The sequence below is a fragment of the Streptomyces sp. NPDC102467 genome (assembly GCF_044765445.1).
In the GTDB taxonomy this organism is placed as follows: Bacteria; Actinomycetota; Actinomycetes; order Streptomycetales; family Streptomycetaceae; genus Streptomyces.
In genome coordinates this window covers 338,456-354,019 of the sequence record NZ_JBIWKA010000002.1, presented here as the reverse complement: position 1 = coordinate 354,019, position 15,564 = coordinate 338,456, and the positions used below count along the sequence as shown (strand labels likewise).

Below are 15,564 nucleotides of genomic sequence, written 5' to 3'. Positions count from 1 at the left end.
GCTCCCTTGCTCACCGCGCTGGTAATGCGCATTACTAATGCGCATTAACGAGCACTGTGGGGGCCGCTCCGACCTTGCGTCAAGGGTCGCGACACGACTTTCCGTACGGTGCGTCGAGGCTTTCCGCGCGGATAGCGGAGCGGGCCGCGGCCGCCTAGCGTGGAACCGTGGCCGCCGGGCCCCGTCGCGCCTGGCGAACGTCGGAAGGGTTTCGTGACATGCCCGCACAACCCGATGGCGCGCCCGTCTGGGCCGACGCCATGTTCCCGGATCTGGAGGCCGCGAAGGCCTTCTACAGCGAGCTGTTCGGCTGGTCCTACGATCCGGGCGCCGAGGAGTTCGGCAACTACACGCAGGCGAAGACCGCGGACGGCAAGCACGTCGCCGCGCTGGCGCCCCAGATGCCCGGCATGGAGGGCGTTCCGGCGGCCTGGAACCTGTACCTCGCCACGTCGGACATCGCGGCCACCACCGAGCGGATCCGAAGCGCCGGTGGCATGCCGGCGATGGAACCGATGCGGGTCGGCGACTTCGGCACCATGGTCACCGCCCAGGACCCCAGCGGCTGCTATTTCAGCGTCTGGCAGCCCGACGCGCACGAGGGCTTCGAGAAGGTCGACGAGCCCGGCGCCTTCTGCTGGGCCGAGGTCAACTCCCGTGACGCCGCGAAGACCGACGCGTTCTTCACCTCCGTCTTCCCGTACGAAGTCAAGAAGGTGGCGGACGAGCACGTCGACTTCGACGTCTGGGAGCTCGGCGGTGAGCCCGCTCTGGGGCGTATGCGGATGACGGACGACTTCCCCGAGCACGTGCCGTCGTACGTGAACGTGTACTTCGTCGTCGAGGACTGCGACGCGGCGCTCGCCACCGTCCAACGGCTCGGCGGACGGCTGCACTTCGGGCCGATGGACAGCCCGTTCGGCAGGTTCGCCGCCGTCGGGGACCCGCAGGGCGCGGCGTTCTCCATCATCGACGTCACTGCCGCCAAGGGGGAGATGCCGCAGCTGAGCTGACGGTCAGTCGGATTCTGGCAGACTGAACCCCAGCTCCTGGGCGGCGAGTTGGGGAGTGAGCTGTGCCCAGCGTTCCACCGCCGCCGGTGACTGGGTGGACGACAGCGAGCGCGGTTCGGCGCGGTCCAGGTACAGCGTGCCGTCGAGATGGTCGGTCTCGTGCTGGACGATCCGCGCGGGCCAGCCGGCGACCTCCTCGTCCACCGCGCGCCCCCGCTCGTCCAGGGCGCGCAGCCGCACTCGTTCGTGCCGGGCGACCACGGCCTGGTAGCCCGGCACGCTCAGGCAGCCTTCGTAGAACGCGACGTGGCGCCCGCTCGCGTCCTCGTACGACGGATTGATCACCACCCGGAACGGCTGCGGGACGCGGCCACGCGCGGCGCGCACCTCCTCCGGTACGTTCGCCGCGTCCTCGATGACGGCAAGGCGCAGCGGCAGACCGATCTGCGGTGCGGCCAGGCCCACGCCGGGCGCCGCGTGCATCGTGACCCGCATGGCCTCGATCAGCCGGGCCAGCAGGGCGTCGGAGAGCTGCCCGTCGAACGGATCGGCGGGGCGGCGCAGGACGGGATCGCCGGCGGCGACGATCGGCAGCACGGGGGCGCCGCCATCGGCGGTGGCGGCGTCGGCGAGCAGGGCCTCGACGCGGTCGGTCAGTGAGGTGGACGACATCGGGCCAGCATGCCAACAACGATCTCCGCCCGGCAACGCCGGACCTTGCGGGCGCATGGCGCCCATGTGAACGCGTTGCGACCTCGTGAACACTGTGTGTGCCGGGGAATGTGCGGCCCTGACCTGGGGGTTTCATGGTGCGGCGGCGGCTGTGTGATCGACTGTGATCGGCATGGCGCGCCGTACGAGAATCACGGGTCGAGCCATGAGAGAAGGGTCCGGATGACCGAGACCGACACGGCGACGGGGTCGCAGGCGTACGAGAAGACGTACGAGGGGACCTCGTCGGCGCCCACCCCCGGCGCGCCCGTGCATCCGCTCGACAACCCGGCGTACGCGGCGCTGACCGGGCCGCACGCGCATCTCGCCGAGCGGCGCGGCCGGGTGCTGCGCTACCCCCTCGACGTCTCGCCGTGGCTGGCGCTGCCCGACGACCCGGGCCCCGAGGACTGGGCGGACCTCGCCGCGTTCGCCGGGCCCGGGGCCGAGGTGCCGCTGCCCGGTACGACACGCACCCTGCCGGAGGGCTGGGAGCTGACGCAGGACATCGCGGGTGTGCAACTCGTCGACGTGGGTGTGGTCGCGGTCCACGACCCCGAGGCGGTCCTGCTCACCCCGGCCGACGTGCCGGAGATGCTCGACCTGGTGGCGCGCACCCGGCCGGGCCCGTTCCTGCCGCGCACCATCGAGCTGGGCACCTACCTCGGCATCCGGCGCGGTGGCGTTCTCGTCGCGATGGCGGGGGAGCGGCTGCGCCCGCCGGGCTGGACCGAGATCAGCGCCGTGTGCACCGACGCCGACCAGCGGGGTCAGGGCCTCGCGGGCCGGCTCGTACGGGCTGTCGCCGCCGGGATCAGGGAGCGCGGCGAGACCCCGTTCCTGCACACCGGCGCGGGCAACGCGAGCGCGATCCGGCTCTACGAGTCGCTCGGCTTCCAGCTGCGCCGCACGACGCGCTTCCGAGCCGCCCGGGTGCCGGACCTCGCGCACGCCTAGGAGTTGGACCGTGCGGCCGGCGAAGTCGACAGGGGTCAGTCGTCGCGCGAGGACTCGTTGTAGCGCGTGAGGTACGCGGCGAAACGCGTCAGGTCCTCGGCGGGCCAGTCCGCGAGCCGTTCCCCGAAGATCTGCCGGCGGCTGACGGTGACCTGTGCGAGGATCTCCGCTCCCGCCGGGGTGGGGAGCAGGACCTGGACGCGGTGGTCGTCCGGGTCCACGCGGCGCATCACGAGACCGGCCCGTTCGAGGGCGGCGACCTGCCGGCTGACCGTCGACTTGTCCAGCGCGTAGTGCGCGGCGAGGTCGGTGGCGCGGCAGCCGCCCCGCTCGTCGAGGTGGCTGAGCAGGGTGTAGGAGACGAGCGACAACTCGGGGTGCATCCGGGCGGCCGTCGCTCTGGCCCGCCGGGCGAAGGACGTCAGTTCACGCTGGATGGTCTCCACGGCCGACTCGCGGCCGGCCGGACGGTCGGGCTCTGGCACGGGCGGGCTCCTTTCCGAAGCGCTGGTTGCACTCTACAACCGATGAGCGGGCGACGGGCGGCCCCGGTCGTCGCGCATTAGCCTCCGGAACATGAGTCATACGCCCGATGTGCCCGCCCGTCGCACCATCGTCCTCAAGCCCCGCCTGACCGACGCCGAGGGTCGTACCGATCACGGCAATGTGCTGCGGTCCCTGACGGTGGCCGCCACCGGCGCCGTGGGGGAATCCGGTTATCCGCGGTACGAGGGGGAGGGAGTGCAGGCCGAGATCGACCCGCGTACACGCACCGTCGAGGCGCTGACCGTCGACGGTGAGGAGCTGCCGTACGGGTGGGTGGCCGAGGTCGCCGACGAGCGATAGGCCCGGAGGACCCCTCGGGAAGGGACCGGTAAGGCTCACCTGCGTGGTGCAACTCTCTTTTGCAACTTGTTGCACAAAGAGCTCGGGGTCGTCTAGAACAGTGACGACGTCCGCTGCGCCCGGAGGCCCCCATGACCCGTTTCCCGCACTTGCTCGCCCCCCTCGACCTGGGCTTCACCACCCTGCCCAACCGCGTCCTGATGGGCTCGATGCACGTGGGTCTGGAGGAGGCGGAGAACGGCTTCGCACGCATGGCCGAGTTCTACGCGACCCGCGCCCGCGGCGGCGTCGGCCTCATGGTCACCGGCGGCATCGCCCCCAACGAAGCCGGGCGCCCCTACGACGGCGGCGCCAAACTCACCACCGAGGCGGAGGCCGGACAGCACCGCGAGGTCACCGACGCCGTGCACGCGGCGGGCGGAAAGATCGCCCTGCAGATCCTGCACTTCGGCCGCTACGCCTACCACGAGCAGCTCGTCGCGCCGAGCCCGATCCAGGCGCCCATCAGCCCGTTCGTCCCGAACGAGCTGAGCGACGCCGACGTCGAGCAGACCATCGAGGACTTCGCGCGCGCCGCCGAACTCGCCAAGGCGGCAGGCTACGACGGCGTCGAGGTCATGGGCTCCGAGGGCTACCTCATCAACGAGTTCATCGTCGCCCACACCAACAAGCGCACCGACCGCTGGGGCGGCTCGTACGAGAACCGCATCCGCTTCCCCGTCGAGATCGTGCGGCGCGTACGTGAACGCGTGGGGCCCGACTTCATCGTCATCTACCGGCTGTCCATGCTGGACCTGGTACCAGGCGGCTCGACCCTGGAAGAGGTCGTTCAGCTCGCCAAGGAGATCGAGGCGGCGGGCGCCACCATCATCAACACCGGCGTCGGCTGGCACGAGGCCCGCATCCCCACCATCGCCACGTCCGTACCGCGCGGCGCGTACACCTGGGTCACCAAGAAGGTCATGGGCCAGGTGTCCGTCCCCCTCGTCACCACCAACCGCATCAACACCCCGGAACTCGCCGAGGAGTTGCTCGCCGACGGCGCCGCCGACATGGTCTCCCTCGCGCGTCCGATGCTCGCCGACCCGGACTTCGTGAACAAGGCCGCGGCCGACCGCTCCGACGCGATCAACACGTGCATCGGCTGCAACCAGGCCTGCCTCGACCACACCTTCAGCGGCAAGATCACCTCCTGCCTCGTCAACCCGCGCGCCTGTCACGAGACCGAACTCGTCCTGTCGCCCACCAGGGTCCGCAAGCGTGTCGCCGTCGTCGGCGCCGGACCGGCGGGCCTCGCCTGTGCCGTCTCCGCCGCCGAGCGCGGGCACGACGTCACCCTCTTCGACGGCGCAGGACAGATCGGCGGACAGCTGAACGTCGCCCGCAAGGTGCCCGGCAAGGAGGAGTTCGACGAGACGCTGCGCTACTTCCGTACGCAGCTCGAACTGCACGACGTCACCGTCGAGTTGAACACCGTCGTGAACGCGGCCGACCTCGACGCCTACGACGAGGTCGTGGTCGCCACCGGCGTCAGCCCGCGCATCCCGGCCATCGACGGCGTCGACCACCCCAGCGTCGTCGGCTATCTCGACGTGCTGCGCGAGGGCGCGCCCGTCGGCGACCGCGTCGCCGTCATCGGCGCGGGCGGCATCGGCTTCGACGTCGCCGAGTACCTCACCGACGGCGGCGAGAAGGCGAGCCAGGACCCGGCGACGTACTTCCGGCTGTGGGGCGTCGACATGGACTACGCCGACCGCGGCGGCCTCAGGCGCGCCGAGCGGCCGGCGCCGCCGCGCCAGGTGCACCTCGTCCAGCGCAAGACGTCCAAGGTCGGGGCGGGCCTCGGCAAGACCACCGGCTGGATCCACCGCACCGAGCTGCGCCACCGCGGCGTCACGATGATCGCGGGCGCGACGTACGACCTGATCGACGACGCCGGCCTGCACATCACCGTCGACGGCGAGCAGTCGCTGATCCCCGTCGACACGGTGGTCCTCTGCGCGGGCCAGGAGTCGAAGCGTTCCCTCTACGACGACCTGGTCACCGCCGGCCGCGCCCCGCACCTGATCGGCGGCGCCGACGTCGCGGCCGAACTGGACGCCAAGCGCGCCATCAAGCAGGGCACCGAGGTCGCGGCCGCCCTCTAAAGCCCCTGCACCCCTGAAACCGGGTGGTCACGTGGCCGGGCCCGCCGGCCGCGTGACCACCCTCACCTACCCTGGCGTCATGTCACTGCCGCACGCGATCCTCACGGCCCTCCTGGAGAAGCCGTCGTCGGGGCTCGAACTGACCCGCCGCTTCGACAGGTCGTTCGGCTACTTCTGGTCGGCCACGCACCAGCAGATCTACCGGGAGCTGGGCAAACTGGAGCGCGACGGAATGATCCGCGCGCTGCCCGCCACGGTGCCGGCGCGCGGTCAGAAGAAGGAGTACGAGGTCCTGCCGGAGGGCGGCGCCGAGCTGGCCCGGTGGACGGCCGCACCGCAGGACCCGCGCACGCTGCGGGACCCGCTGCTGCTGCGGCTGCGCTCCGCCGCGGTGGTCGGCACGGACGGCATCGACACCGAGTTGCGCCGCCATCTCGACCTGCACCGGCTGCAGTTGGAGACCTACCGGGACATCGAGAAGCGCGACTTCCCGCCGGAGAAGGACACGGTGCCGGACCGCTTGCAGCATGCGGTGCTGCGGGCCGGGATCGACCTGGAGACGTTCTGGGTGGAGTGGCTGGAGCGAACGCTGACCGAGCTCGAAGCAAGCCCCTCCGGTCCCTCAGGCCCCTCCGCTTCCTCAGGCCCGTCCGCTTCCTCAGGCCCCTCCGGTTCCTCAAGCCCCTCCGGTTCCTCAAGCCCCTCCGGCGATTGAGGAGCGGGGTCCGGGGCGGAGCCCCGAGGCCCGCCCGCACCCTTACAGGCCAGGACTGGTGGGATCCCAGTCGACAGGCAGCGGCGTCGGCGCCCCCACCGGGGCAGCCACCCGCGTGAACTCCCCCCGGGCAGCGGAATCCGTCACCGCCGCCATCACACGCAGCACATGCAGAGCCAGCGCCCCCGAAGCCCGCGGAGCGGACCCCGCCCGGATCGCGCGGGCCAGGTCGACGACGCCGAGGCCACGGCCGTCCGTGCGTCCGCGTACGGGAAGCTCGGTCCAGTCGGACGCGCCGTTGGGGCGCAGCAGCAGCGGGCCGCCGAACGTGTTGGGATCGGGCACCGACAGCGTGCCCTCCGCGCCGATGACCTCGAAGCCGATGTGCGGCCGCGCCGAGTCCCAGCTGAACACGGACGTCGCCGTCGGCCCCGAGGCGAAGTCGAGCAGCGCCGAGACATGGGTCGGGACGGCGACGGGGAAGGACTGCCCGGCCGCCGGGCCCGCCCCGGCCACCCGGTCCTCGCGGGCCCGCCGCACCGACGCCGCGACCCGCTCCACGCCGCCGAAGAGCGCCACCAGCGCCGTGAGGTGGTACGGGCCGAGGTCGAACAGCGGGCCCGCGCCCGGCTGGTAGAAGAACGCCGGGTCCGGATGCCAGCCCTCGGGGCCGAGGCTGCGTACCGCCGTCGACGCCGCGACCGGCGCCCCGATGTGCCCGGCGGCGACAGCCCGTATGGCGGACTGCAGGCCCGCACCGAGGAACGTGTCCGGCGCGCTGCCCACCAGCAGCCCCCGCTCGGCCGCCTCGTCGAGCAGCTTCTCGGCCTCGCCCGGCAGCAGCGCGATCGGCTTCTCGCCGTACACGTGCTTGCCCGCGCGCAGTGCCGCCCCGGCCACCTCGACGTGCGCCACCGGCACCGTCAGGTTCACCACGAGCTCGACCTCCGGCACGGCCAGCACCGTGTCCACGTCCCCGGCGAACGGGACGTCATGGGCGCGTGCCGCGGCCTCGGCGCGGCGTACATCGAGATCGGCGACGGCGAGAACACGTACGTCCGGGAAACCGGACAGAGTGCGCAGGTACTCCTTGCTGATCACACCCGCCCCGACGACGGCGACCCCCACCGGATCTGAACTCACCTAGCCCCCACGGATGTTGGCGGACGATCACACGGCTCCCGGGACGGTAAGCCGGGGCGCGCCGCGCCCACAAGAGGGCCTCACACGTGTGACGGCCGCCGCCCGGAACCGGGCGGCGGCCGTCGTGCGGGGTGGGGAGCGGTCAGGTGCGCTGACCGGTCGAACGGCGCCGCAGGTACCAGGCGCCGCCCACCACGGCCGCGGCGACCAGCGTGCCGCCCGCGGCGAGCGTGAGCGTGCCGAAGTCCTCCGCCGCGCCACCGAGCCCGCCCCGGACACCGCCGAGGGGGCTGGACGTCGCGGAGATGGTCGAGCCCGCGGTGACGGTCACGGACGCCGGGCCCACCGTGGACCCGTCGGCGCAGGCGACCAACACCTGGTAGGAGCCCGAGCCGATCCCCTGCCAGCTGGCGCTGCCGGAGTTGAGTGGTGTCTGTCTGCCCTGGGCGAAGTTCGCCTGTCCTGCCGTCAGGAGCGAGGCGTTGCCGCCCTTCGGGCAGGCGGTCGTGGTGGCCGTCACCGTGGAGCCGCTGGCCGTGACGTCGAGGTTGTCCCAGGCGAACGCGGCGGGCGCGGCGAGGGTCAGCGGAAGCGAGGCCGCGGCTGCGACGGTGAGACCGCAGCGAGCGAGAAGTGAAGCGGTGCGCATGATGTCTGCTCTCCGGCGGCACGGGAGGCGGTACGTCCCGTGCCCCGCCCGAGTAGGCAAAGCCCGTGCTGCCTGACGCTCACTCAACGTGCGCACGACAGCGCGCGCATGCGGACCGCGGCCGGGCAGGTGACGGGTTCCATCGTCCGGCCCCCTGGCCCGCCCCGCCTCCCCCTAACTCCCCGTGGTCACCGCGCGTTCCGGCGAGAAGGCGCCCCACGTCCCGTCCGGCAGCTGCGCCCGGATCTTCACCCGGTGCCTGGCGCCCGCGTCCTCGCCGATGTAGAAGCTGTACTTCGCCGCGTCGGAGGGTGCGCTGTCCCCCCACATCACGGTCGTCGCCTGCCGCCCGTCCAGGAACACCTGGTACGCCGGCACCTCGCCCCCGGTGTCCGGCGGTGTCCACGCGAGATCGATGTAGTACGCGCCGTCCGCACCGCGCGCCGTGGCCCGGAAGCCGCTGGGCGCGGTCCCCGGCCCCTCGTCCTTGCCCTGCGCGGTGGTCAGCCGCACGGTCTCTCCGGCGGCGGAGACGTTGTCGGCGGCGTCGCGCGCCCGCACGCTGAACTTGTAGGCGGTGCCCGGCCGCAGCCCGGTCAGCAGTGCCCGCGTCTGCGTACCGGCGACGCTGTGGATCTTTGTGGTGCCCTGGTAGATGTCGTACGAGACGACGCCCTTGTCATCGGATGCCTTCCGCCATGTCAGGGACACCGCGCGGCCGCCGTCCACGTGCCCGCGCAGTCCGCTGGGCCGGTCCGGCGCGGAGCGGTCCGCGGCGACGGCGGCCGGGGTGGTGACGGTGACGCGGCGGCTCGCGGGCCCGAGGGAGCCGTCCTTGCCGCGGGCTCGGACCGTGAACACGTAACGGGATGTCGCCCGCAGGCCGGTGACGTCCACCATGTGCTGCTGGGCGGTCAGTTCCTTGACGCGCACCGAACCCCGGTACACCTCGTAGCCCGTGACGTCCGTGGTGCTCACCGGCCGGTTCCACATGATGTGCACGGACGTGGCGCTGCCCGCTTGCGCGGTGACACCGACCGGTTCGGACAGGGCCGGTCCGCTGTCCGAATCGTCGCCGTCCGAGAAGGGGCCGCAGCCGGTCAGGGCCGTCAGCAGCGCGACGGCGCAGGCCGCGCGGGGGAGCAGAGTGCGTAGGGGGACGCGTCTCACGGGCGTGCCTTCCGCTCGAACCAGATGGACCCGAATTGGTACAGACCTGTATGGCACGAATGACGGGTCCTCATCAAGAGGGCGGGCGGGCCTGCCCGCCTCCACTGGTAGAGATCGCCGCACAAGGGGCACAGATGGGGCGCTTATGTCCGTCCGCCGTCCCGACGGCCGCCGCCCCGGCCGCCCCCGTCCTCGAGCAAAGGCATCTCGCTGTGCACTCCCGCATCCTGACGCTCGCCACCGCCTGTGGCGCGGCCCTCCTCGCCCCCGCCGCGCTGCCCGCGGCGGACGCCCGACCGAGTGACATCCAGGCGCAGGCCACGACCACGGTGGCCTCCGTGTCCGCCGAGACCTCCGTGCCCTCCAGGCTCTCGCGACTCTCCAGGCCCTCCAGGCACTCCCAGCGGAAAAGAGAGGTCCGAGCCGCTGAACTGCTCGCCGCGGTACGCGGCTGCCGCCAGATCTCCCACGGCCGCTACCGCACCGACGAGGGCGCCCCCGCGTCCATCCCGGTCTGCGCCCAGCACGGTGCCGTGCACTGGAAGGCCGACCTCGACGTCGACTGCGACGGCCGCGCGGGGCGGCACTGCAACCGCCGCACCGACCCGGTCTACCAGCACGCGACGGCCCACCAGCAGTCCGACGGGCGGCAGTTGAGCGCGGAACGGCTGCCGTACGTCGTCGTGCCCGGCGCGAGCCGCATCTGGAGCCCGGCCCGCTCCGGCATCCGCGGCGGCACCGTCGCGGCGCTCGTCCACCGGAACAAGGTCCTGTACGCCGTCGTGGGTGACAGCGGGCCGAGCGGCCTGATCGGCGAGGCGTCGTACGCCGCCGCGCGCGGCCTCGGCATCGATCCGGACCCGGTGCGCGGCGGCGCCGCCGGTGAGGTGACGTACATCCTCTTCCCCGGCGCGACCGCCCGCCCCATCGAGAGCCACCGGGCGGCCGCCGAGGCCGGTCGGACGGCGGCGCGCAAACTCCTCCGCCGCGCCGACTGACCGCCGAGCCGTTCAAAGACAGGCTCTCAGGGGCCGGCTCTCACTCCTTGTGGTACGTGTACGCCTCCGACGCCGCTGCCACGACCGCGTCCAGGTCCGCCCCCGCCGAGGCGGAGACCACGGCGGCGACCGCGCCCTCCAGGAACGGGGCGTCCACCAGGCGTGTGCCGTCGGGGAGTTCGTCGCCCTCGGCGAGCAGCGCCTTCACGGTCAGGACCGCACTGCCGAGGTCGACCAGGACCGCGACGCCCGAGCCGCGATCGACCTCCGCGGCAGCCGCCGAGATCCGCTCCGCACTCGTACCGAAGCCGCCGTCCTCCGTGCCGCCCGCCGCGGCCACGGGAGCGGTGGCTCCGCCTCCGGCGAGCCCGGCGGCGAGTCGCGCCACGGATTCGGCGACGTCCCGGCTGTGCGACACGAGCACGACGCCGACCGCCTTGTCGGGGGCGGTCACGAGGTGCCCTCCGCGGCCTCGGCCAGCGCGCCGATCAGCAGCGCCGACGACGTGGCGCCGGGATCCTGGTGCCCGATGCTGCGCTCACCCAGATAACTGGCCCGGCCCTTGCGGGCCTGGAGCGGGGTCGTCGCCTCCGCGCCGTGCTCCGCCGCGGACCGCGCCGCGGCGAAGTCCCCGCCGTCCAGCGCGTCCACCGCCGGGATCAGCGCGTCCAGCATCGTCTTGTCACCGGGCGCGGCCCCGCCGAGCGTGGCCACGGCGTCCACCCCGACGCGCAGCGCCTGCGCCAGCTCCGCTTCGCTCACCTGCGCGGCATCGCCCAGCGCTTTGCCGGTGCGCCGCAGCAACGTCCCGTACAACGGCCCCGACGCGCCGCCCACCGTCGAGATCAACTGCCGTCCGGCGAGCGTGAGTACGGTCCCCGGTGTCTCGGGCGCGTCCTTGTCGAGGGTGGCCCGCACCGCGGTGAAACCGCGCTGCAGATTGCTGCCGTGGTCGGCGTCGCCGATCGGCGAGTCGAGTTCGGTGAGCCGGGCGGCCTCGCGGTCCACCGCAGCCGCGGTCGCCGCCATCCAGCGTCGGAAGAAGTCGGCGTCGAGCACATGATCTCCTTGCGTGGTAGATACGTTGACGAGGGGCACGGGGGCGCCGTCCGTCACATGCCCCAGCGGAGACCGGCCGTACTGACCGGCGCGTCCCACAGGCGCAGCAGCTCCTCGTCCACCTGGCACAGCGTGACAGACGCACCGGCCATGTCGAGGGACGTCACGTAGTTGCCGACGAGGGTGCGGGCGACGGGCACCCCGCGCTCACCGAGCACCCGCTGCACCTCGGCGTTGAACCCGTACAGCTCCAGCAGGGGGGTCGCTCCCATCCCATTGACCAGGGCGAGTACGGGACTTGTCGGGTTCAGGTCTTCCAGGACGGCGTCGACGGCGAAATCGGCGATCTCCCTCGATGTCATCATCGGACGCCGCTCGCGGCCCGGCTCGCCGTGGATGCCGATGCCCAACTCCAGCTCACCAGGGGGCAGATCGAAGGTCGGCGACCCCTTCGCGGGCGTGCTGCACGCGCTCAGCGCCACCCCGAAACTGCGCGCGCTCTCATTGACCTGCCGGGCGAGCGCTTCGACCCGCTCCAGCGGCTGCCCCTCCTCGGCCGCGGCCCCCGCGATCTTCTCCACGAAGAGCGTCGCGCCGGTCCCGCGCCGTCCGGCCGTGTACAGGCTGTCGACCACCGCGACATCGTCGTTCACCAGTACCTTGGCGACCTGGATGCCCTCGTCCTCGGCGAGTTCGGCGGCCATGTCGAAGTTGAGCACGTCACCGGTGTAGTTCTTCACGATGAACAACACGCCCGCCCCGCTGTCCACCGCGGCGGCGGCCCGCACCATCTGATCGGGCACCGGCGAGGTGAACACCTCACCGGGACAGGCCGCGGACAGCATCCCCGGCCCCACGAAACCCCCGTGCAGCGGCTCGTGCCCGGAGCCGCCGCCCGACACCAGCGCCACCTTCCCGGCAACCGGCGCGTCCCGGCGCAGGATCACCCGGTTGTCGACGTCGACGGTCAACTCGGGGTGGGCGGCGGCCATCCCGCGCAGGGCGTCGGCGACGACGGTCTCGGCCACATTGATCAACATTTTCACGGGTACCTCCATGTGACGTGGGCAACTGATGCGTCCCACGTCAGTATCTGCGCAGGCCGCGTGCGGAGCACCCGGCGGGGCCTGATCGGTGAGGTAAGCCGGTGGGCGCGTTGGCACGGGCCCGTGCCCGCCTGCGTCGAGAACGGCCGGCCCCGCCTGACAGCGAAGACGCGCACGCCAGGCTGCGGCCGCGATGTCCCGGCGGGCCGTGCTCGATCGGAAGCGCGTGAGAGGATGGCCGACGATTTGGGCGATGGCGGACAGAGGAAGCCGGTGTGATTCCGGCGCGGTCCCGCCACTGTGATCGGTGCGTCGATCCCGACAGGCCACTGTCCGCGACCGCGGGCGGATCGGCCGGGGCCGGCGGTGAACCGAGAGCCAGGAGACTCACGCTGTCGCCTCCTCAACGCGTACCGGGGCGGATCTCCCCGGTGAGAGGGAGTGGGGCATGGCAGGAATGCCGACGGGTGCTGCGCCGGGGGAGGACGCGGTGGCAGGGACCCCGAGCCGGGTGGTGGTGTGCCGGGACTGCTGCTGCGGCACGGTGAAGGTGCCGGGCGACCACGCGGCGCAGACGGCGCGGTTGCGGTCCGCGGTCCCCGTACGGGTCACCGAGTGCCTGGACGTGTGCGAGCAGGCGAACGTCGTTGTGGTGCAGCCGTCGGCCGCGGGACGCGCCGGCGGAGCACGGCCCGTGTGGCTCGGCCTCGTCAACGACCCCGACGCGACCGAGGACATCGTCACCTGGGTGCGGGCGGGCGGCCCCGGAGTGGCGCCGATGCCCGCGATCCTCGACCTGTACGTCATCACTTCTCCCCGGCGTGTCACGGCCTCGTGAGGGGTTTTCCGCGAGGGAGAACCGAGTGAGGCCGACTCCTGCGGCGGTGCGTGACGCGCTCCGGGACGTGGCCGGTCTCGGCGGGTTCTTCGTCCTGCCCACCGTGGTCGGCATGGCCGGGAAGGGGACGGCCGCGGCGTTCGCGGACGGCTTCGCCGAGCGGGCCCGCGAGGTGAACCGCCGTTTCGCGACGGGCGAGGCGCGCGTCGGCACGTCCATCGCACACCTGGGGCTCTCGGCCCGTCTGTGGTCACCGCTGCTGGCATGCGCGGTGCTGCATGGGATCGTGCCCGACCTGAGCGGCCTGGAGTGGCTCGACGACAGCTCGGCGGTACGGCTGCGGGAACCTCTCGAAGGGCGCCCGGTCGACCCGCCGCCGCGCCTGGCCGACGCGGTGTACGAACAACTGGCGGCGCCCCTCGCGGTGCTGGAGAGGACGCTGAGCGTGAAAGTCGCGCCGCGCCTCCTGGACGGGAACGTCGCGTCCGCGCTCGTCGGGTCCGCGGCCGTGCTGCTGAGGGCCCGCCCCGAGGTGCGCCCGGTACTGGTCCCCCTCACCCGCGATCTGCTCGGTACGGGACGCCTCGCGGGGACGGGCACCATCTCGGGCCCGGATCTGACGTTCCGGCGGCGCAGCTGCTGCCTCCTCTACCGCGCGCCGACCGGTGGCATGTGTGGTGACTGCTGTTTTTCAGGTCACTGACAGCCGGGGGCAGCTCGACGAGCCTCCGATCCCGGGGCTCAGTCGCGGGCCAGGACCACCACCGCGTTGTGGCCGCCGAAGCCGAAGGAGTTGCTGACGGCCACGGTCGAGGGGACGGGCCGGGCGGTGCCGGAGACCGCGTCGATGTCGAGGGCCGGGTCGGGGTCGGTCAGCCCGGCCGTGGGCGGGACCAGGTCCGCGCGGAGCGCCAGGATCGTCAGCGCGGCCTCGATCGTGCCGGCCGCGCCGAGCGTGTGGCCCAGCGCGCCCTTGGCGGAGGTGACCGGCGGCCGGTGCGGGAAGACGCGGGCCAGGACCGCCGCCTCCATCGCGTCGCCACGCGGGGTGGACGTGCCGTGCGCGTTGACGTGGTCGACGTCGCCCGGGGAGACCCCCGCCTCGGCGAGCGCCGCGCGCAGGGCCCGCTCCGCGTGGCGCCCCTCGGGGTGCGGGGCCACCAGGTGGTGGGCGTCGGTGCTCGCCCCGTAGCCGATGAGCCGGGCGAGGCGGGGGGCCGAGCGGGCGGCCGCGTACTCGGGCCGCTCCAGGACCAGGGCGCCCGCGCCCTCGGCGATGACGAAGCCGTCGCGGGCCGCGTCGAACGGGCGGGAGCGCTGGTCGGAGAGTGCGCGCAGCTGGGCGAAGCCCGTCACGATGAGGGGGGTGACGGCAGCGTCGGCGCCGCAGACCACGGCGATGTCGCACTGTCCCGAGGCGAGCAGATCGCGGGCCGTACCGATCGCGGTGGTCCCCGAGGCGCACGCGGTCGCGACGTTCAGGGCCGGCCCGGTCACACCGAGGTGCAGGGCGATGGCGGCACACACCATGTTGGACATATAGCCGGTCAGGAAGTAGGGGGAGACGCTCCTCGGGCCGTCGGTGGCAAGGCGTGACGCGGCAGCCCGCAGCGTGTTCTCCCCGCCCACGGAGCACCCGGTGACCACGGCGACGCGGGTCGGGTCCCACGCGGTGGGGTCGAGCTTGGCCGCGTCCAGGGCCTGGGCGACGGCGGCCAGGCCCATGCGGGCGCCGGGATCGAGGTGCGCGGCGCCGGGCAGCCGTGGGCGCAGCTCCTCCACGGCGTCGACGCGGCAGCTCAGCGAGACGGGCAGGTCCCGCAGTTCGGGGTCGGGGCGGGCCGTCGCGCGGCCGTCACGGACCGCGGCCCAGGTGCTCTCGGTGTCCGGGCCTGCCGCGGTGACCAGGCCGAGGCCGGTCACCGCGACGCTGGTGTCCCGCCTCATCCGGCGCGGCGCGCGTCGACGCGGGCGGAGAACTCGGCGAAGGTGAGCTCGCTCAGCTCGTCCTCGGTGGCGCTGACGCCCAGTTCGTCCTGGAGCGTGATGGCCATCTCGACGATCATCAGCGAGTCGGCGAGCAGGTCGGTCATGCGGGCATCGGCCCGGACGACGGCCGGGTCCACCTCGAACTTGCCGACGAGCAGGCCGGTGATCAGATCCGTGGTCGCGGGTGACGCAGAGGTACTCATGGCGGGCCTTTCCCTGAACGCTCCCGGAATTCGGGCGCTAGTGAGAGAGACCACCTCAATGGCATCTTTAGGCTTGCGGT

At 72.6% G+C, this 15,564-nt stretch carries 18 protein-coding genes and 1 riboswitch; of the genes, 8 read left to right on the top strand and 10 right to left on the bottom strand.

Going from position 1 to position 15,564, the window contains the following annotated elements; genetic code table 11:
* Positions 1 to 218 precede the first annotated feature (218 nt).
* Complete coding sequence (locus ACIREE_RS04810) at positions 219 to 1,013, top strand: VOC family protein (protein WP_404146239.1); 795 nt, start codon at positions 219 to 221, stop codon at positions 1,011 to 1,013.
* A gap of 3 nt (positions 1,014 to 1,016) precedes the next feature.
* Here ACIREE_RS04810 and def read toward each other — a convergent pair whose 3' ends face one another.
* Positions 1,017 to 1,685, bottom strand: a complete 669-nt coding sequence (gene def, locus ACIREE_RS04805) for a peptide deformylase (protein ID WP_404146237.1) — start codon at positions 1,683 to 1,685, stop codon at positions 1,017 to 1,019.
* Positions 1,686 to 1,907: 222 nt separating this feature from the next.
* Here def and ACIREE_RS04800 point away from each other — a divergent pair, with 222 nt between their 5' ends.
* Positions 1,908 to 2,681 (top strand): GNAT family N-acetyltransferase, encoded by a 774-nt coding sequence (locus tag ACIREE_RS04800; RefSeq protein ID WP_404146234.1) that lies wholly within the window; start codon positions 1,908 to 1,910, stop codon positions 2,679 to 2,681.
* A gap of 35 nt (positions 2,682 to 2,716) precedes the next feature.
* Here the strand turns inward: ACIREE_RS04800 and ACIREE_RS04795 are convergent, their stop codons facing one another.
* Positions 2,717 to 3,166, bottom strand: coding sequence for a MarR family winged helix-turn-helix transcriptional regulator (locus tag ACIREE_RS04795; protein WP_404146231.1), 450 nt, complete (start codon positions 3,164 to 3,166; stop codon positions 2,717 to 2,719).
* Positions 3,167 to 3,257: 91 nt separating this feature from the next.
* On the opposite strand from ACIREE_RS04795, the gene ACIREE_RS04790 reads away from it, so the two are divergent.
* The 3 genes from ACIREE_RS04790 to ACIREE_RS04780 all read left to right on the top strand — a co-directional run bounded on the left by ACIREE_RS04790 (position 3,258) and on the right by ACIREE_RS04780 (position 6,389).
* Positions 3,258 to 3,527 carry a hypothetical protein gene (locus ACIREE_RS04790; protein ID WP_404146228.1) on the top strand — a complete coding sequence of 90 codons (270 nt, stop codon included), beginning with the start codon at positions 3,258 to 3,260 and terminating at the stop codon, positions 3,525 to 3,527.
* 131 nt (positions 3,528 to 3,658) lie between these two features.
* Complete coding sequence (locus ACIREE_RS04785; RefSeq protein WP_404146225.1) at positions 3,659 to 5,674, top strand: FAD-dependent oxidoreductase; 2,016 nt, start codon at positions 3,659 to 3,661, stop codon at positions 5,672 to 5,674.
* A 79-nt stretch (positions 5,675 to 5,753) separates the two neighbouring features.
* Positions 5,754 to 6,389 (top strand): PadR family transcriptional regulator, encoded by a 636-nt coding sequence (locus ACIREE_RS04780; protein WP_404146222.1) that lies wholly within the window; start codon positions 5,754 to 5,756, stop codon positions 6,387 to 6,389.
* A gap of 42 nt (positions 6,390 to 6,431) precedes the next feature.
* Here ACIREE_RS04780 and ACIREE_RS04775 read toward each other — a convergent pair whose 3' ends face one another.
* The 3 genes from ACIREE_RS04775 to ACIREE_RS04765 all read right to left on the bottom strand — a co-directional run bounded on the left by ACIREE_RS04775 (position 6,432) and on the right by ACIREE_RS04765 (position 9,351).
* Positions 6,432 to 7,532 (bottom strand): Gfo/Idh/MocA family protein, encoded by a 1,101-nt coding sequence (locus ACIREE_RS04775; protein WP_404146219.1) that lies wholly within the window; start codon positions 7,530 to 7,532, stop codon positions 6,432 to 6,434.
* Between the two features lie 142 nt (positions 7,533 to 7,674).
* Positions 7,675 to 8,181: a hypothetical protein gene (locus ACIREE_RS04770; protein ID WP_404146216.1), complete on the bottom strand. Its 507-nt coding sequence runs from the start codon at positions 8,179 to 8,181 to the stop codon at positions 7,675 to 7,677.
* A gap of 174 nt (positions 8,182 to 8,355) precedes the next feature.
* Positions 8,356 to 9,351 (bottom strand): fibronectin type III domain-containing protein, encoded by a 996-nt coding sequence (locus ACIREE_RS04765; RefSeq protein WP_404146213.1) that lies wholly within the window; start codon positions 9,349 to 9,351, stop codon positions 8,356 to 8,358.
* Positions 9,352 to 9,563: 212 nt separating this feature from the next.
* Here ACIREE_RS04765 and ACIREE_RS04760 point away from each other — a divergent pair, with 212 nt between their 5' ends.
* Complete coding sequence (locus ACIREE_RS04760; protein WP_404146210.1) at positions 9,564 to 10,349, top strand: glycoside hydrolase family 75 protein; 786 nt, start codon at positions 9,564 to 9,566, stop codon at positions 10,347 to 10,349.
* Between the two features lie 40 nt (positions 10,350 to 10,389).
* On the opposite strand, the gene ACIREE_RS04755 is transcribed toward ACIREE_RS04760, so the two are convergent.
* Genes ACIREE_RS04755 through dhaK form a run of 3 tightly spaced genes read right to left on the bottom strand, consistent with a single transcriptional unit; the run spans position 10,390 to position 12,454 of the window.
* Positions 10,390 to 10,803, bottom strand: coding sequence for a PTS-dependent dihydroxyacetone kinase phosphotransferase subunit DhaM (locus ACIREE_RS04755; RefSeq protein WP_404146207.1), 414 nt, complete (start codon positions 10,801 to 10,803; stop codon positions 10,390 to 10,392).
* Positions 10,800 to 11,408, bottom strand: a complete 609-nt coding sequence (gene dhaL / locus ACIREE_RS04750) for a dihydroxyacetone kinase subunit DhaL (protein WP_404146204.1) — start codon at positions 11,406 to 11,408, stop codon at positions 10,800 to 10,802. The genes ACIREE_RS04755 and dhaL overlap by 4 nt, the downstream gene beginning before the upstream one ends.
* A gap of 53 nt (positions 11,409 to 11,461) precedes the next feature.
* Complete coding sequence (gene dhaK / locus ACIREE_RS04745; RefSeq protein WP_404146201.1) at positions 11,462 to 12,454, bottom strand: dihydroxyacetone kinase subunit DhaK; 993 nt, start codon at positions 12,452 to 12,454, stop codon at positions 11,462 to 11,464.
* Between the two features lie 262 nt (positions 12,455 to 12,716).
* Positions 12,717 to 12,843: riboswitch (cobalamin riboswitch) on the top strand.
* A gap of 68 nt (positions 12,844 to 12,911) precedes the next feature.
* On the opposite strand from dhaK, the gene ACIREE_RS04740 reads away from it, so the two are divergent.
* Both ACIREE_RS04740 and ACIREE_RS04735 read left to right on the top strand, forming a co-directional pair.
* Positions 12,912 to 13,292, top strand: a complete 381-nt coding sequence (locus ACIREE_RS04740) for a (2Fe-2S) ferredoxin domain-containing protein (RefSeq protein ID WP_404146828.1) — start codon at positions 12,912 to 12,914, stop codon at positions 13,290 to 13,292.
* A 25-nt stretch (positions 13,293 to 13,317) separates the two neighbouring features.
* Entirely contained in the window at positions 13,318 to 13,995 is a 678-nt protein-coding gene (locus ACIREE_RS04735; RefSeq protein WP_404146198.1) for a (2Fe-2S)-binding protein, read from the top strand.
* Positions 13,996 to 14,033: 38 nt separating this feature from the next.
* Here ACIREE_RS04735 and ACIREE_RS04730 read toward each other — a convergent pair whose 3' ends face one another.
* Both ACIREE_RS04730 and ACIREE_RS04725 read right to left on the bottom strand, forming a co-directional pair.
* A complete protein-coding gene (locus ACIREE_RS04730) occupies positions 14,034 to 15,239 on the bottom strand; it encodes a beta-ketoacyl-[acyl-carrier-protein] synthase family protein (protein WP_404146195.1) in 1,206 nt (401 codons plus the stop codon).
* On the bottom strand, positions 15,236 to 15,484 hold the full coding sequence (locus tag ACIREE_RS04725) for an acyl carrier protein (protein ID WP_404146192.1): 249 nt from the start codon (positions 15,482 to 15,484) through the stop codon (positions 15,236 to 15,238). The genes ACIREE_RS04730 and ACIREE_RS04725 overlap by 4 nt, the downstream gene beginning before the upstream one ends.
* Positions 15,485 to 15,564 lie beyond the last annotated feature (80 nt).

Bases quoted from the DNA above. Each gene is read 5' to 3' on its own strand.
- ACIREE_RS04810 (WP_404146239.1), top strand. From the start codon at position 219: ATGCCCGCACAACCCGATGGCGCGCCCGTCTGGGCCGACGCCATGTTC.
- def (WP_404146237.1), bottom strand. From the start codon at position 1,685: ATGTCGTCCACCTCACTGACCGACCGCGTCGAGGCCCTGCTCGCCGAC.
- ACIREE_RS04800 (WP_404146234.1), top strand. From the start codon at position 1,908: ATGACCGAGACCGACACGGCGACGGGGTCGCAGGCGTACGAGAAGACG.
- ACIREE_RS04790 (WP_404146228.1), top strand. From the start codon at position 3,258: ATGAGTCATACGCCCGATGTGCCCGCCCGTCGCACCATCGTCCTCAAG.
- ACIREE_RS04785 (WP_404146225.1), top strand. From the start codon at position 3,659: ATGACCCGTTTCCCGCACTTGCTCGCCCCCCTCGACCTGGGCTTCACC.
- ACIREE_RS04780 (WP_404146222.1), top strand. From the start codon at position 5,754: ATGTCACTGCCGCACGCGATCCTCACGGCCCTCCTGGAGAAGCCGTCG.
- ACIREE_RS04770 (WP_404146216.1), bottom strand. From the start codon at position 8,181: ATGCGCACCGCTTCACTTCTCGCTCGCTGCGGTCTCACCGTCGCAGCC.
- ACIREE_RS04740 (WP_404146828.1), top strand. From the start codon at position 12,912: ATGCCGACGGGTGCTGCGCCGGGGGAGGACGCGGTGGCAGGGACCCCG.
- ACIREE_RS04730 (WP_404146195.1), bottom strand. From the start codon at position 15,239: ATGAGGCGGGACACCAGCGTCGCGGTGACCGGCCTCGGCCTGGTCACC.
- ACIREE_RS04725 (WP_404146192.1), bottom strand. From the start codon at position 15,484: ATGAGTACCTCTGCGTCACCCGCGACCACGGATCTGATCACCGGCCTG.